The organism is Photobacterium carnosum, assembly GCF_021236965.1.
Classification (GTDB): Bacteria; Pseudomonadota; Gammaproteobacteria; order Enterobacterales; family Vibrionaceae; genus Photobacterium; species Photobacterium carnosum.
In genome coordinates, this window is record NZ_WMDN01000001.1 from 187,672 (window position 1) to 203,284 (window position 15,613).

A 15,613-nucleotide genomic window follows, 5' to 3' on the forward strand; every position below is an offset into this window, starting at 1 on the left:
TAATCTATTATCAACATGTCGTAACGTTATTATTATTGTTATTTTAATAGGTTCTTATTGGCGTCTTTAAGGCTCAAGCGCGCAATGATTAGATCACGGATAGCTCGTACCTCACTTCCGAGATAACGAATAATAAGCCGTGTAATTTTTCAACAGAGCGTAATAACAATAGTGATAGGAAATCTAATGATTTAAAAAATGGTCAGCTAATTATTAGGGTTGATATAAATTTGAGTTTCAATAAATATACGCCCGACTTTACTTCGCATAGATTACAACTTAACCATTCAGTCAAAAGTGTAACTAAATATCCTTATTATTTTAATTTTTTGCGAGCTAGGATACAAAACACCACTACTAATCGTTGTCTAATCTCACCCTATAAAAATATTTTAATAATCATACGATTGTATAGCTAGCGAAGATAGATATGAACAATATAACGATAGCACCATCACAAGCTACAATAGCATTAACAACAGATTTGCTTGTTGCTCAAGTAAACGCTGAACTGACCTTACACCCTCTTGATTTAGTCAAAATAAAAGGCTCATATTCACAATTTTTTGCTTATTTTCATGCCAAATTAGCACCGTCTATTGATAGTTGGGTTGATATGGTGAACCGCGATAAGACTACTTTGACAAACCTGAATAGCGACTATGGCTATTTTGCTTTTGCGCATTACCTCGCACGCCAGTATGATCCTACACACTGGTCAGAAGAAGTGATGGTGATGACAAAGGGCTTTATTAATATCACCAAGAATGAAATATCATTTAATACTATTAATATTTATCATATTTACGATTATCTGGTAACTGAATTACTGGATATTAATGATTTAAAACACCAGTTACGGCATTTATTGATTACCGATAATATTAACTATTTATACCGAAATACTCCGCCTTGTATCCACAGATATGCTATTGATAATTCAAAAAATATAACAAAACGCATTCAGCAAAATATCTGTTTCTTATTCATGTTATATATCAAGACAATCGCAACAACGACACAAACAATGATTAACAGTAAATAAACACTGATATCAATCTCCACATCATTCCTGATTTTGAATATTAATGAATGATGTGGTGATAGTAATCAATAACAGTCTTAACGGGGTTATCTTACAGTAGCTGTCTTAGTTTATGTTCAACTAATGGATCGTTAGGAACCAGTTGCTGCGCCATCTCTAGCAATTGAATCGCATCTTGTGGGTGATCATCTTGATGTTTCAAGGCAATATCAATCAAAGGTTGTACATCAATTTGAGCTTGATGCTCTTGTACATGCGCTTCTTTTTCATCAATCAAAATATTATGCGCTTTACTTAATAACCCTAATCGGTGATCTGAATATGCATTGGCCTTACTTAAGCTTTGATAATAATCTTCTTTAAAGCGTAATGTTTTTGTTTGTTGACGAAACTGGGCAATATCAAGTTGCTGATGGCGAATAAAATCGACGGCAACCTGTTTATAAAAACCAAACTTATTGAGGTAAGTGGCATGCGTGCCGTGTCCCATTCCAAACACACGTAAATGGGTCAATTCTGGATAACGTTTGGCATGTAAGCGATCGATATTATTGGTGGGATCGTAAATAATATAGCCTTTAGCTTTACCTAAATCGAGATCATGGTAATCCCCTTCCCAATCAAATTGCTGCGCTAGTTCAGTACTAGAGCGATTATCCCACGGAGCTATGGTTTTATTCTTAGTACTCACTGGATGAAATAATAAAACTTGATCAAGTTGCAATAAATTGGCAAAAGCACCCACTGCGAAACCACCGCGACTTAGACCATAGCCTAAACGATAGCTAAACGATTCAAGTAACGTAGTTAACTGTTCAAGAAAGAAAATTAAGTTACGACTACGAAACCAATTACTCTTTCCTAAATGTTGAAAAGAGATAACATTCACGTTCTGTTTTTTAGCGAGGTGGAATCCCCAAGGTGCAAAATTCTCATCAATATCGTGCTGTTGTACGTTGGTTCCCGCAGGCGAAAATGTAAACAGTAGCGGCTTATTTATATCAACAAACTCATACTTAACAAACACATCATCAAGTAAGTCCCCTCCTGACATTGGAAGTTGCGCTTGCTGCTGTGAACGAGAGTGTGTTAGCCACTCATCTAACCAATACAATAATTTCATTTTACCTACCTTTAAAAACAACCGCGGGATTGTAGCAAAGATAGGAATTAAACGAAAATTTTAGTTAGAACACTAATCATTTAATTTAACTCGCTCGATTTTAAAGATAAAAATATTCCATACTATTTTTTACTTTTTAATGAAAAATAAACCAAATAATCTTGACCTGTCTATAGCTTTACACTTCATACTAGCCAAATATTAACAATACACATATACACATCGGATCCGTCATGTATTTGATTTCAGAATTAGCGACTAAAGCAGGAATATCACGTACCACGCTACTTTATTATGAGAAGCAAGGGCTCATTAAAGGCCACCGACTGGATAATGGATATCGTCATTACAGTGAAAGCGATTTGCAACGGTTATTTTTAATTAAACAACTTCAAAGCGCAGGCTTGACGCTAAAAGAATGTCAAAGCTGCTTAGAAGCAAAGTTGGATAAAAATATTTTATTCGAGCGATTAGCTCAGCTGACAGAAGACATTCAAAAAAAGACCCAAGCGCGTGAACTGTTATTAGGGTTACTTGGGGAACGATCACAGCGAGAATTACACAGTTCTTTAAGTAAAAGTGCACCCAATGTTCACCTTAACTGGCTCAACACGCAAGGCTATGATGAAAAAGAAGCTCTCAGACTAAAGTGGTTATCAAAAGACATGAATGAACACAATGCGTACATGAACGATTTTATGACAATATTTACACCATTAGAGCAATGGGCTCCGGGTAGTAAACAAGATACCTTAAATGCCATATCACTGATGCCTAATCAGCAAATGCGCCGTATTTTAGAAATTGGCTCAGGCAAAGGCGGATCGACAGTATTACTGGCTAATAATACCGATGCACATATTACCGCGGTAGATAATGAACCCGTTGCAATTGAACAACTTAATCAAAAAATCAAAGACTCACAATTGGTCGATCGTATATCACCTGTTTGCGCATCAATGACAGCTCTACCCTTTAAAGCCAAGAGCTTTAATGCTATTTGGGCTGAAAGTTGTGTTTATATTATGGGTATGGAAAATGCGCTTCAACAATGGAAACCGTTATTAAAAGATAATGGTATTCTGGTCGTCAGTGATTTGGTTTGGCTTACTGATATGCCTGATGAAAACGTTAAACAATTTTGGCTGTCCAATTATCCCGATATTCAAACGATACCTACAAGGCTCAAGCTATTTCAGGCTCAAGGTTATGACGTAATAGCACACTTTTCTCTGGGAATTGAAGCTTGGCAAAATTACTGGTTACCACTTAAAGCAAGAGTTGAAGCATTACAGCCAACCATGCCAACCTCTCAAGCATTACTGGATGTAGAACAAGAAATTGGTATTTATGAAACCAGTGTTGCCAAAGATTTCACCTATCATTACTTTATCGTAAAACCGAGTAAATAAAGCTTATGAGCACACCATCATTAGTTGATTTAGGTTTACGTCCCTTTTTCCAACAACAATTATCGTTAGAAGAAGTCGCAAACTGTTTCCTTGGACGAATCATTGAACAACATAAATCCGACGTGATTATCTTAGCTGGCGATGATGCACTAAGGTATAAGCTACCACCAAATTTTGAGGCAATATGTGTTGGCGACTGGGTGGTTTTTAATCAAAACAGATTGGTTCGCGTTCTTGAAAGGCAATCCCTTTTTCAGCGAAAAGCCGCAGGCAGTGGCCGAGACCGCCAACTTATTGCAGCAAACCTCGATGTGGTATTTATCATTAGCTCACTTAACGACGATTTTAATTTAAATCGAATCGAACGTTATTTAGCGCTGGTAAAAGAAACCCATGCCGAGCCTGTTGTGATCTTAACCAAAGCTGATTTATGTGATGACGTAGAAGATATTCGCCAACAAGTTCAACAGTTAGACTCACTATTAAGTGTTCATTGCGTTAATGGGCTTGCCCACAATAACCTCTCCGCATTAAAAAGTTATTGTCAGCGTGGTAAGACCGTCGCCTTTTTAGGTTCATCTGGCGTGGGTAAATCGACACTGGTCAATAATCTACTTAACCATAATGAAATGGAAACCAATGCGATTCGAGAACAAGACAGCAAAGGACGTCACACAACAACCTACCGTACTATAAAATGGCTACCTGAAGGCGGACTGTTGATGGATACCCCAGGAATGCGAGAACTACAACTTAGTGATGTAAAAGAAGGGATAAAACTCACATTTGCTGATATTGAATCTCTTGCCACTGAGTGTCGATTTAAAAATTGTCAACATCAAAATGAACCGGAATGTGCAGTAATCAGTGCCGTTGAAAGTGGTGCATTATCAGCTAGAAGACTGGATAACTTTCAAAAGCTATTACGCGAAGACGCACACAATAGTGCGACATTGGCACAAAAAAGAGCAAAAGATCGCACCTTTACTAAAATGGTCACCGCCATTCAAGATCAAGCGAGGTCGATAAAAAAATTCAAATAAAGAAAAAACAGCATTATCAGCTTGACCTTCCCTGTAGTGGAAGCTTTATGCTGTCATCCTAATAACAAACACACATCGAGCTCATCATGAAAAAATTATCTTTAGCTATTATTTTGTCAGCACTACTTTCTACCACTGCATTTGCAAGTGAAAATGTAGCCGATCACAGTAATGTAATGCCAACTAAAACTATCATTAGTCTACAAGCATCACAAACGATGATGACAGACTCTATGGCGGCAATGGCAGGTATGCATACGTTAAAATTAACGGGTGATCCTGATTTAGATTTTGTGGCGGGTATGCTTCCTCACCATGAAGGTGCGATTGTGATGAGTGAATCAATTCTACCGACACTGACTAACCCTGCGGTGCATAAATTAGCGCTTAATATTATTAAATCACAAAAAGAAGAAGTGATTTATATGAAGCATTGGTTAGCAGCACACAAAGAAATACCACTAGCACAACGTGATATTGCTAACTCACAAGAAATGATGACCAAATCAATGAAAATCATGCACAACATGATGGAAGTTAAATTAACTGGTCATCCAAATGTTGATTTCGTTGCAGGTATGATCCCTCACCATGAAGCAGCAGTAGAAATGGCAGAAGTCATCATGCCTTATCTAAAAGATCAATCAACAAAGACTTTCGCACAAAATATTATCAAATCACAACAACAACAAATTAGCTTTATGAAAACATGGCTAAAAGATAATACACCAGCGGCAGTGCCTGCGAAGTAAATAAGATCACACTTATTTATACATAAATCCGACTTAAATAAGTCGGATTTATTTTATTTGTTTTTAATCAATCGAAAACTCTCGATATTGACCACGTTCAAGCCCAGCTACCGATAAATGCCCTACCGACACACGATGCAGTGCTAATACTTCATTTTGAAAAAAGCCAAACATACGTTTCACTTGGTGGTACTTCCCTTCAACCAATGAAAGCCGTGCTTGATACTCTGAGATAATTTCTAAATGCGCGGGCTTAGTGGTGATATCTTCATACCCAAAATAAATCCCCTCTTTGAACACGGTAATATATTCTTCAGTAACAGGCTTTGATAAAGTCACTTCATATACTTTTGCGAGTTTGGTTTCAGGTAAACTTATTTGACGTGACCATGCGCCATCGTTAGTTAACAACACTAATCCTGTCGTATTAAAATCTAACCGCCCAACAATATGTAGCTCATCTTTTTGAGGATGATCAATTAAATCTAATACAGTTGTATGCTTAGAATCTTTGGTCGCACTGACAATACCTTGCGGTTTATTCAACATAATATAAATCGGTTTATTATCTTGAAGGCTGTGACCATCTAATTCAACATGCATAAATTGAGTCACTTTTTGATGCGTTGAATGTGCGACTTCTCCATCCACGATGATCTTTTTTTGAGCAACCAAAAGACGAGTGTCTGACATGGAATAAATACTATTTTGACTAATAAAACGATCGAGCCGAGTGGTAGAAGATTTCATAACATAACGATATCCACAGAACGTAAAAAAATTATTTAAAAAATACACTTTTTAATTGATGAACATCTTTACATATAACAACAAAAATAGAACAGCTATATTTTAAAAATTAATGTTCAGGTGTGCTTGATGTTATTTACTTTTAATAACAATTTAAATATTGATTAATTATCATGGGCTAAATATGATATTATTCTGTTAAATATTTCACCATAGAGTTAATTTTTGAAATTCTCACTCTTACAATATAAGCGTCAAACACTCGCTTCATGGTCACTGATTTTAGTGAGTATTGTGCTATTGGTGTGTATTTCTCAAAATTTAGGCTTCTCTACATTATGTTCTTTAACGCCGACAATTGACGCAACTGAACAGCTTCAACCACAAAAACACTCAGAGATAGACACGCAATGCAGTAATAGTGAGCATCTTGTTAATGCCAACACGATTAACATTGATTTTGCGATTCCGATGTTTATCCTCGCCCTTGTTATTATTGCAGCGATATTAAAGCAATCGGGTGTTAAGTACTTCCCTCCTGAGCCAACAACCTCCTATGGTGTACGGCGACATTTAGCTTTTTGTACCTTTCAAGAATAAACACAATCAGGGTCTGAAGATCGAACATTATTACGCCTTAAAAAACCAAGGTATCATAGTGTGATAACAGCCCCTCCTAATACTTATATCTTTTTATATAATTATTCACGGAGCAACATTGTGTTTAAAAATCAAATTATTAGTACTGTTTTATTTACGGTATCGTTAGTATCAGTGCTATTTCTAGCGACGATCCCTGTCGCTACGCCATCGCTAAAAACAGGCATGTTAACCCATCCACCAGCACAACTCTGTTTAATGCTAACAGAATTACTCAACCACGATACGGCGATGCAAACACTAGAATTTGGAAGGGGAAAATAATAATGACAACTAAAAAAAACCAATCTAAAAAAGCGAACAATATAGCAACTAAGCTATGGCTAAAAGCAAAAGAAATCATAAAACTGGTGCTTATTTTATCACTCTTTTTTATCGCTATAGATGCTTGGCGCAGTAAAGATATGCCATCAGACGTGATCCCTACATTAGCGGCAAATACACTGGATCAGCAATGGGTTGATATACAAAAGATGAGTGATGAAAAACCCGTATTACTCTATTTTTGGGCGACATGGTGCTCAGTGTGTAAATTGGTTAGCCCTAGTGTTGATTGGCTTGCGGATAATCATCAAGTAGTATCAGTTGCGATTACATCAGGTGATAATCAACGGGTTGCCCAATTTATGAAGTATAAAGAATACAATTTTCCGGTCATCAATGATCCAACAGGCAAAATTGGGCGAGAATGGGGCGTTACTGCGACACCTTCAATCATAATCATTAAAAATGGTCAGATTTCATCAATAACAACCGGTGCAACAACCCCGATAGGCTTGTGGTTACGGCTGATTTTTGCTTAACCACGCTATAAATCAGTTCATTGTTACTACCAACGATGGATGTTGGTAGTAACTTATGCAATAACTATTGTTGTAAAATTAACCGTTAAAAAACAGCCTGATTAACGCTTAAATTTATCGGCCCATTGAGGCCATATAACCGCAAGATCCATGTATTCTTCGATAGTATCAGCAATACGATCAATGCCTTGTTCTCGAATTTCATCAAAATCAGGAGTTTGGGTCGCTTCTAAACCAGCCCAACGTAAAATAGCATCACATGCACCTTGTTGTTCGAAAATACCATGCAAATAGGTGCCAAACACTTGATCATCACAACCTAATTGGCCATCAGGACCATCGGTTAACTGTAATGGTGCATTGGCACTCACACCTTGAGTAACACCCGCATGAATTTCATAACCTTTAACGGTAACAGGCATTTGATTAGGCATGGTTAGTGTGCCCTCTGTTTGTTGCAGGCATTTGTTTTTCTCAATGGTGGTAGCAATAGATAAATACCCTAAACCTTGGCTAACCCCCGCTTCACCTTCAATGGCATGTGGATCAGCAATGGTTTCACCTAACATCTGATAACCACCACAAATACCCATCACTTTGCCGCCTAAACGCAAATGACGTTGGATCTGTTTATCCCAACCTTGTTCACGTAAGAATGCTAAATCACTGCGAACACTTTTAGTGCCTGGAATAATGATCAAATCGGCGGCAGGAAAAGGCTGACCTTTGCCGACAAACTGCAAGTTAACTTGAGGATGCATGCGCAGGGGATCAAAATCAGTATGGTTACTCACGCGGGTTAAAACAGGCACTACCACTTTTAATTGATGATCAGCGGCTTCAACTTGCTGACAATTAATCGCATCTTCGGCTTCTAACATTAAGCCATGCAGATACGGTAAGACACCAAGTACGGGTTTACCTGTTTTCTGCTCTAACCACTCTAAGCCCGATTCCAGTAATTTGATGTCACCACGGAAACGGTTGATAACAAAACCTTTGACGCGTGCTTGTTCTGATTCAGACAATAACGCTAACGTGCCATAAATATGAGCGAACACCCCACCGCGATCGATATCGGCAATGATGATCACGGGCACATCGGCTTTTTCAGCAAAGCCCATGTTTGCCACGTCATTTTCACGTAAGTTGATTTCAGCAGGACTACCCGCACCTTCAATAACAATGGTTTGATACTGTTGTTGCAACAGTCCGAATGATTCCATAATCGGCGTCATTACCACTTTCTTGTAGTTATGAAAACCCACGGCATCCATATCAGCTAAAGCGTGGCCTTGTACGATCACCTGTGCACCAACATCGGTATTGGGTTTAAGCAAGACAGGATTCATATGTACACTAGGCTCAATACCACAGGCTTGAGCTTGAACGGCTTGTGCTCGCCCAATCTCACCGCCATCTTTGGTCACAGCGCTGTTTAATGCCATATTTTGTGATTTAAACGGTGCAACACGAATACCTCGGCGTGCCAACACGCGACATAATCCTGCCACCAGCACACTTTTACCTGCATCTGACGTCGTACCTTGTACCATTAATGCACGTGTTGTCGATTGTAATGTATCCGTCATTTCCTAATTCCATGTTGATATAATAAGGGAGAGTAACCACAGATGATGGCTATCTATAAGTCGCCAATCATCTTAGCAACTGATCATGTGGATAATAACTCATAAAAAATACGTTTGAATAATCATCAATCTGGTGTATATGATAACGATTATCATTTTTTATCACTCCTTTTTTATGAATTATCTTATTTTACCGACCATGTTGGTATGGCTATTATTGGCGATCAGCATCGGTTGTGCGTTAACAAAAACAACTTCTTGGCGCATACCGCTACTACTGACCTTGATCACCGCAGTGACGTTGAACATCTTAACGGTTATTGGCGCTGCCATTATGATCAGTGGTATCTTGATTGCCCGTTTTACCGCTCGACAACAATCTAAGCCACTGATCTATGCAGGTCATATGGTTGTTGTTTTGTGGATCATTGGGTTAATTCTGCACTTGTACCCTGGTATCAATAATTTGTTGGTACTTGATCACGTCAATAGTGGCCCACTTAGTCGATCGTTTACGCTTTACTTTAATATCGATAAACCCATGCTTATTTTTGCACTGCTACTACTCGTGCCCAATATAGTAAGCAATAACGAATATAACTGGCATCATCTTTCGCTCTCACGAATGCAAAAAAGTATTATTGGTGGCGGATTAATCACATTACCGTTATTAGCATGGGCATTACAACTGGTACAGCCTGAATTCACCTTGCCGTCATGGTGGTGGATCTTTGCGATTAATAATTTGATATTTACGTGTGTTGCCGAAGAAGTGCTTTTCCGTGGTTATATTCAAGGACTGCTATGTAAGAAATTAGCACCACCGATAGCGATTATTATTGCGAGTGTTTTATTTGGACTTGCACACTTTGCTGGTGGGCCATTATTTATCATTATTGCGACATTGGCTGGCATACTTTATGGTTTAAGCTATTATTGGACTAAGAAGATAACGGTCACGATCGTGGTTCATTTTGCATTTAACTTACTCCATTTAATCTTTTTTACTTACCCACTGCCCCTGTAATAATGCAAAATAAAAAGGATTTTACCTTACTTTGAACACCGCTACACAATCTTCATCAACATAAAACAGGGATAAGGAACAGGATGAATGTCAAAAATATTGCTCATAAATGTCCTCAACAATCCTAATATATTACTGAATATTGATGAAAAAATTAGTTATCAAATTATTACTGAAGCTCGTCACCTATCGTTATTAGGGCAATTAAAGGCGTGTTGTGATCGAGCGCACATCGAACATGATCTTCCTCTGCACACCCAGCAACAATTATTGTCTGGGTTTCACAGCTATCAAAAACAACAACAACAATTATTACTTGAACATCAACATCTCACTGAACAATTACAAGGGGTTATTAGCTCATGGCGTTACTTACGCGGTAGCGCGCTACAGTTCCTTAATAACGATATGTTCGCTGGCAGAATCAAAAATAATATTGATATTTACGTTCCACAACAACATGTTGCTAACGTTGAAAAAACGCTATTAGATAACGGCTGGCGTTATAAAAATATCGCTGATTATGAAGAAACGTTTTATCGTCGCTGGGCACAGCAAACCACGCCATTGATCCACAAACAACGCCGTACTGAGCTGGCGATTCACTTTCAATTATTACCCAAAACATTGATCAATAAACTCGATCCAACGCCTTTGTTACACCACCATTTATCGCCGCCATTGTGCGAGCCTGCAACATTACTATCGCCAGATGCGATGGTGCTTCATCAAGCGATTATGTTATTTCATCAAATTAATTACCATTATGGCTTACGGGATATTTACAGCTTATATTTGCAGTTTGTTTATTTTAGTAAAGACGCGACTTTTTGGCATAATTTAATTCAACTTCACCAACAAGTCGGCAATGATAATAGCCTTTATCTCGCCGTTAGTTTATGTCAGCGTTTATTTAATTTAGCTGTTCCTGAAAATGTATTAATCTATTTTAAACAACAAAAATCACATCGATTATCCTATTGGCTCTATCAACAACGGTTTATTGATGCGTTTATTTACCAATTTCCTTTGCACCGCAACATGGGTTATCGTGATGCGGTTAAATCACTGCGATTTCGTGGCCGTCTAAAACAAATGCCGATCTACTCTATTGTGCCGCATATTATTAAACGATTAATTGTTAATAGTATTCCGCATGACGATGAAGAAGTGATCAACTAAATACGACTAACTTCCAATTATCATTATTTGATACCTAATAAGACAGGCGCGCGTAAGAATTCTCATGTTACTATGCTAAGCCATTCTCAAGGAAGGAAGAAGAATTTGGATAACATGCTGTTTTACAAAACATACCCTCATAAACAAAGTAAAGAGTGGGTCGTATTTGTCCATGGTGCGGGGGGAAGTTCTGCTATCTGGTTTAAGCAAATAAGAGCCTACAAACAGCATTTTAATTTACTTTTATTAGATTTGCGTGGTCATGGTAAATCTAACACCATGTTTCAAGATGTAATGGATAACCAATATACATTTAAAATGGTGACCAAAGATATTATCGATGTGCTTAATCACCTTAAGATTGAATCAGCCCATTTTGTCGGCATGTCATTAGGCACCATTATTATTCGTCATCTGGCTGAACTGGCGCCAGAACGGGTTCAAACAATGACATTAGGTGGTGCGATAACACGTTTAAATACACGATCTCAAGTGTTAATTAGTTTGGGCAATCTGAGCAAACATATCCTGCCATATATGTGGTTATACCGTATATTTGCTTATGTCGTTATGCCACAAAAAAACCAACGTCAATCTCGCCATTTATTTATTCGAGAAGCTAAAAAACTCTGCCAGCAAGAATTTAAGCGGTGGTTCAAATTAGCGACAGATGTTAACCCGATTATGAAATACTTTAAGGAAAAAGAACTTGTCATCCCAACCCTATATTTAATGGGTGAGCATGATTATATGTTTATTAAATCCGTCAAAGAGATGATTAAACGTCATCAAAATAGTGTGTTAACTCAATTATCAAATTGTGGTCATGTATGTAATGTCGAACAACCAGAAGCATTCAACCATCATTCAATTGAATTTATTCAACTGCACAGCCAACCACCACTAGCGCACTAATAAAATAAGCCACAGTGAGGCATTGCACACTCACTGGGCTTAGAATCTGAATGTTACGCAGGTAATACTTTACTTAAAAAACGCTGTAATTGTTCAGTCACAAATTGCGGTTGTTCAAGGTTACTAATGTGCCCTGCATCAGGAATAAGCACATATTCACTGCCATCAATCGCATCATGCATTAATTGTGCTTCAAGTGGTGGACGTGGATTATCTTCCAAACCTGACATAATTAATGTCGGAACGGTAAGCTGCTCGATATCATCAAACGTATCACGACGCCCAAACACCATGCGTCCCATCTCAGACACTGCCACTGCGCGATCACCTTGTAACTGTGCAAGAGAATGACGGAATGCACTGACTAATTGTGGGTTATGAAGATGACCATCCCAACGGAAAAATAATGGTGCTATCATATCAATCAATGGCGCAGGAACATGTTGCTGATCGCGTAAAGTATCTAACATCGAAAAATATCTCGCGTGCATTACTTCTGGCTCATAGCCTAAGAAGGTATCCATTAGCACTAATGCCATCACTCGCGCAGGCGCTTTAAGGGCTAATTCTGCACCCCACATGCCTCCCACAGACAAACCAATCACAGCAAATTTTTCAATCTCTAAATGATCCAATAATGCCAACACATTATCAGCATAATCACGTAATGTCCGTGTTGTTGACGGCGCACTGTCAGATCCACCATGCGCCCAAAAATCTGGCACAATACAACGATAATGTTGGCTTAACTCCGCGATCTGCGGTGCCCACATTGCACTATCCCATAAGTAGCTATGACCAAAGACAAGCACAGGACCTGTTCCTTGATCACGGTAAGTCATCTGCTGACCATCAATAGCGAATGTTTGCATTGCCGGTATCCTTTCTTGGTTAACACGTGTAGTGAATGTTACTTCGTTATTTTATTATTACGCCCAAATAACACATCTGGGTATCGCACATTATCATAACCGTTACGCCATTGATGTAACTCGGTATTTATTTCGAATGTTGGTTAACCCTTGACGATAAAACACCCAAGCACATAAACCAGCGGCAATATTACCTAACATTGCGCCAGTGAACAGCCCCGACAAACCCGCGAAATGCGCACCAATCCATAACACAGGCAGATAACACACAAATAATCGTAATGCAGAAATCAACAACGCACGCATCGGTAATCCCATCGCATTACAGACGGAAACCATCAGCATGCAAATACCTAATGCACCAAGGCTAATAGGCACTCGCGTTAAGTGGATCATTAAAATTTGTTGTACTGAGGTATTGGTTGTTAATAACTGGGCTAACGGTTGAGCACTTAAAAAGAGTATGACGGCAATAACAACTTGCCAAACCAAGATAAAACGCACCGCAATCATGATCAATTTTTCAATGCTGGCAATGTCTTTACGACCAAGCATGCGCCCCACCATCGGTGGCATCGACATGGTTAATGCAAGCACAATCACTAATGAAAAGAACTCTAATCGCGAACCTAATGCCCAAGCAGCAACGGTTGCCGCACCAAAACCAGCCACCAGCTTTGTGGCTAAAATAGCAGAAACGGGGGGTAATAGTTGGCTTAGCATTGCTGGTGCCATAATGTGAACTAATTCTTGAATCGCTTTATAAACCGCAAGCCCTCGCCAATCAAAACTCAACCATTGACGTTTAATCAATAATGGAAACACAACTAGCATACCAAGGCTGAACGATACAATCGTCGCCCATGCCGCACCATTGATACCCATATTAAAGGTAAACATAAACAGTGGATCTAAACCAATATTAATCACACTGGTGATCACCATCATAATGCCGGGTAACAAGGTATTACCGTTGGCACGGCAAATACTGTAGGCAAAGTACACCATCGAGCCACACCATGCACTTGTTAGCCATACGGGCCAATAGCTATCAATAACACCAAAGACATTATCAGGCGCACCAAGTAACCATAACAACTGATGACGACCAAACCAGATTGCCGCACACAGCGCCATGATGCCAATATCACCAAGAATCACCACTACCCCGCCTAATTGACGCGCTCGATGATGATCATTATTACCTAATACCCGTGAAATTAAGGCGGTAGTTGCAATCCCTAATCCGACTTGTAATCCAATAACAAGCATTTGCATCGGTAATGTAAAACCTTGCGCGGCAAGAGGTAAAATTCCAAGCTGACCGATAAATGCACTATCGACTAATTGAAAACTCATCAGTGACAATACACCGAATAACATTGGCCATGTCATGGTGAATAATTGATGCGCTAAGCTGTGAGAATGTGAGGCCGTGATTGTTTTTGCGTTCATAATAATAGCTTAAATAAAACGTTAGCAAAAAGCACCGAGCATCTGCCTCAGCCTTGTACTTCATACCAATAAAAAATCCCCGCCATATAGCGAGGATTCAAAGAAATAACATTATAACGTAAATTAACGAATAACTAATTTAACAAGATCGGCAGGACGATAATAAACAGACTTTAAGACTTTACCGGTACGGATCAGCTTGCCATTAACTTCAACATCTTGTGCACATTTAGCAATGATATAATCGCCTTTAGTACTCGCCATTAATGCAACACCTTGCTTGGCGTAAAAAGCATCAGTCTCGTCATATTGTTGCTGGTTGCAGCAGACTTTACTCATATTACTTGAGTGGACTTCATTCCAGCAATCAATGAACGTAAACCCTAAGCGCTCAGACATCTGCAATAAAATATCAATCAAATAACTAATACCAATATTATCAGTGATTTTTTTATCGCCTAAATGCACCAAACGTCCCATAAGAACATAAACAGAATCAACAATCGCATCGGCTTGTTCAACCAATGAATCCGCTTCTGCAAGCTCTGTCATCTCTTCAACGGCTAAAGAGGTATGTAACGCATCAGCTTGAGCATCTAGACTGGCTGGATTTTCAATATCTAAGTCGAAGGTGGAACGAAACTCTCGAATATCGCTGTAAAGGTGATCGAAAAGGGGTTGGTCTAGCGTAGAAAGTTTCATTCGAATATCCTTGTTTCAGATTTAAGGGGCAAACGTTATTTTATCATTCACAAGCGCAGTGTTATTCTCAATAAAATGACGCAACGGGCGAAGATATTAATCCAATCCGCCACCAGATACAAAACCAATTACTTAAAAATAGTCGGCTTGACGACAAAATAGACTAACCATTGTTGGCATACGCTAAAACACAACAATTGAGATATCATTATCCGTATTTAAACACTTGCGAATTAAAGTAAAGCCAATAAAATTTCACCCCTAACTCTCTATGTTGAGA

Annotated in this window: 16 protein-coding genes; 10 read left to right on the forward strand and 6 right to left on the reverse strand. The window is 38.7% G+C overall.

Annotated elements, in window-relative coordinates:
* The first annotated feature begins 430 nt into the window (after positions 1–430).
* Positions 431–1,045, forward strand: a complete 615-nt coding sequence (locus GLP24_RS00855) for a hypothetical protein (protein ID WP_232615387.1) — start codon at positions 431–433, stop codon at positions 1,043–1,045.
* A gap of 91 nt (positions 1,046–1,136) precedes the next feature.
* Here GLP24_RS00855 and GLP24_RS00860 read toward each other — a convergent pair whose 3' ends face one another.
* Positions 1,137–2,168: a cytosolic protein gene (locus tag GLP24_RS00860; protein ID WP_232614855.1), complete on the reverse strand. Its 1,032-nt coding sequence runs from the start codon at positions 2,166–2,168 to the stop codon at positions 1,137–1,139.
* Between the two features lie 233 nt (positions 2,169–2,401).
* Here GLP24_RS00860 and GLP24_RS00865 point away from each other — a divergent pair, with 233 nt between their 5' ends.
* The 3 genes from GLP24_RS00865 (at position 2,402) to GLP24_RS00875 (ending at position 5,375) form a co-directional block, all read left to right on the forward strand.
* Entirely contained in the window at positions 2,402–3,580 is a 1,179-nt protein-coding gene (locus GLP24_RS00865; RefSeq protein ID WP_232615388.1) for a MerR family transcriptional regulator, read from the forward strand.
* A gap of 5 nt (positions 3,581–3,585) precedes the next feature.
* Positions 3,586–4,623, forward strand: a complete 1,038-nt coding sequence (gene rsgA, locus GLP24_RS00870; RefSeq protein WP_101769440.1) for a ribosome small subunit-dependent GTPase A — start codon at positions 3,586–3,588, stop codon at positions 4,621–4,623.
* 86 nt (positions 4,624–4,709) lie between these two features.
* Complete coding sequence (locus tag GLP24_RS00875; RefSeq protein ID WP_232615389.1) at positions 4,710–5,375, forward strand: DUF305 domain-containing protein; 666 nt, start codon at positions 4,710–4,712, stop codon at positions 5,373–5,375.
* 63 nt (positions 5,376–5,438) lie between these two features.
* Here GLP24_RS00875 and GLP24_RS00880 read toward each other — a convergent pair whose 3' ends face one another.
* Positions 5,439–6,125 (reverse strand): pseudouridine synthase, encoded by a 687-nt coding sequence (locus GLP24_RS00880; RefSeq protein ID WP_232615390.1) that lies wholly within the window; start codon positions 6,123–6,125, stop codon positions 5,439–5,441.
* Between the two features lie 225 nt (positions 6,126–6,350).
* On the opposite strand from GLP24_RS00880, the gene GLP24_RS00885 reads away from it, so the two are divergent.
* From GLP24_RS00885 to GLP24_RS00895, 3 genes are all read left to right on the forward strand, one after another.
* The gene (locus GLP24_RS00885; protein ID WP_232599723.1) at positions 6,351–6,725 is read left to right on the forward strand and encodes a hypothetical protein; all 375 of its coding nucleotides are present in this window, start codon (positions 6,351–6,353) and stop codon (positions 6,723–6,725) included.
* 120 nt (positions 6,726–6,845) lie between these two features.
* Positions 6,846–7,049 carry a hypothetical protein gene (locus tag GLP24_RS00890; protein ID WP_045038678.1) on the forward strand — a complete coding sequence of 68 codons (204 nt, stop codon included), beginning with the start codon at positions 6,846–6,848 and terminating at the stop codon, positions 7,047–7,049.
* Between the two features lie 2 nt (positions 7,050–7,051).
* The gene (locus tag GLP24_RS00895) at positions 7,052–7,588 is read left to right on the forward strand and encodes a protein disulfide oxidoreductase (protein ID WP_232599724.1); all 537 of its coding nucleotides are present in this window, start codon (positions 7,052–7,054) and stop codon (positions 7,586–7,588) included.
* 101 nt (positions 7,589–7,689) lie between these two features.
* On the opposite strand, the gene GLP24_RS00900 is transcribed toward GLP24_RS00895, so the two are convergent.
* Positions 7,690–9,180 carry a cobyric acid synthase gene (locus GLP24_RS00900; RefSeq protein ID WP_101769446.1) on the reverse strand — a complete coding sequence of 497 codons (1,491 nt, stop codon included), beginning with the start codon at positions 9,178–9,180 and terminating at the stop codon, positions 7,690–7,692.
* A 175-nt stretch (positions 9,181–9,355) separates the two neighbouring features.
* On the opposite strand from GLP24_RS00900, the gene GLP24_RS00905 reads away from it, so the two are divergent.
* The 3 genes from GLP24_RS00905 (at position 9,356) to GLP24_RS00915 (ending at position 12,304) form a co-directional block, all read left to right on the forward strand.
* Positions 9,356–10,207, forward strand: coding sequence for a CPBP family intramembrane glutamic endopeptidase (locus tag GLP24_RS00905; protein ID WP_232615391.1), 852 nt, complete (start codon positions 9,356–9,358; stop codon positions 10,205–10,207).
* 87 nt (positions 10,208–10,294) lie between these two features.
* Positions 10,295–11,389 carry a nucleotidyltransferase family protein gene (locus GLP24_RS00910; RefSeq protein WP_232615392.1) on the forward strand — a complete coding sequence of 365 codons (1,095 nt, stop codon included), beginning with the start codon at positions 10,295–10,297 and terminating at the stop codon, positions 11,387–11,389.
* Between the two features lie 114 nt (positions 11,390–11,503).
* Positions 11,504–12,304 carry an alpha/beta fold hydrolase gene (locus tag GLP24_RS00915; protein WP_045038684.1) on the forward strand — a complete coding sequence of 267 codons (801 nt, stop codon included), beginning with the start codon at positions 11,504–11,506 and terminating at the stop codon, positions 12,302–12,304.
* A gap of 53 nt (positions 12,305–12,357) precedes the next feature.
* On the opposite strand, the gene GLP24_RS00920 is transcribed toward GLP24_RS00915, so the two are convergent.
* From GLP24_RS00920 to GLP24_RS00930, 3 genes are all read right to left on the reverse strand, one after another.
* Positions 12,358–13,176, reverse strand: a complete 819-nt coding sequence (locus GLP24_RS00920) for an alpha/beta fold hydrolase (RefSeq protein ID WP_232615393.1) — start codon at positions 13,174–13,176, stop codon at positions 12,358–12,360.
* 102 nt (positions 13,177–13,278) lie between these two features.
* Positions 13,279–14,631 (reverse strand): MATE family efflux transporter, encoded by a 1,353-nt coding sequence (locus tag GLP24_RS00925; RefSeq protein WP_232583690.1) that lies wholly within the window; start codon positions 14,629–14,631, stop codon positions 13,279–13,281.
* A gap of 123 nt (positions 14,632–14,754) precedes the next feature.
* Entirely contained in the window at positions 14,755–15,333 is a 579-nt protein-coding gene (locus tag GLP24_RS00930) for a nucleoside triphosphate pyrophosphohydrolase family protein (RefSeq protein ID WP_101769450.1), read from the reverse strand.
* Between the last annotated feature and the right edge of the window lie 280 nt (positions 15,334–15,613).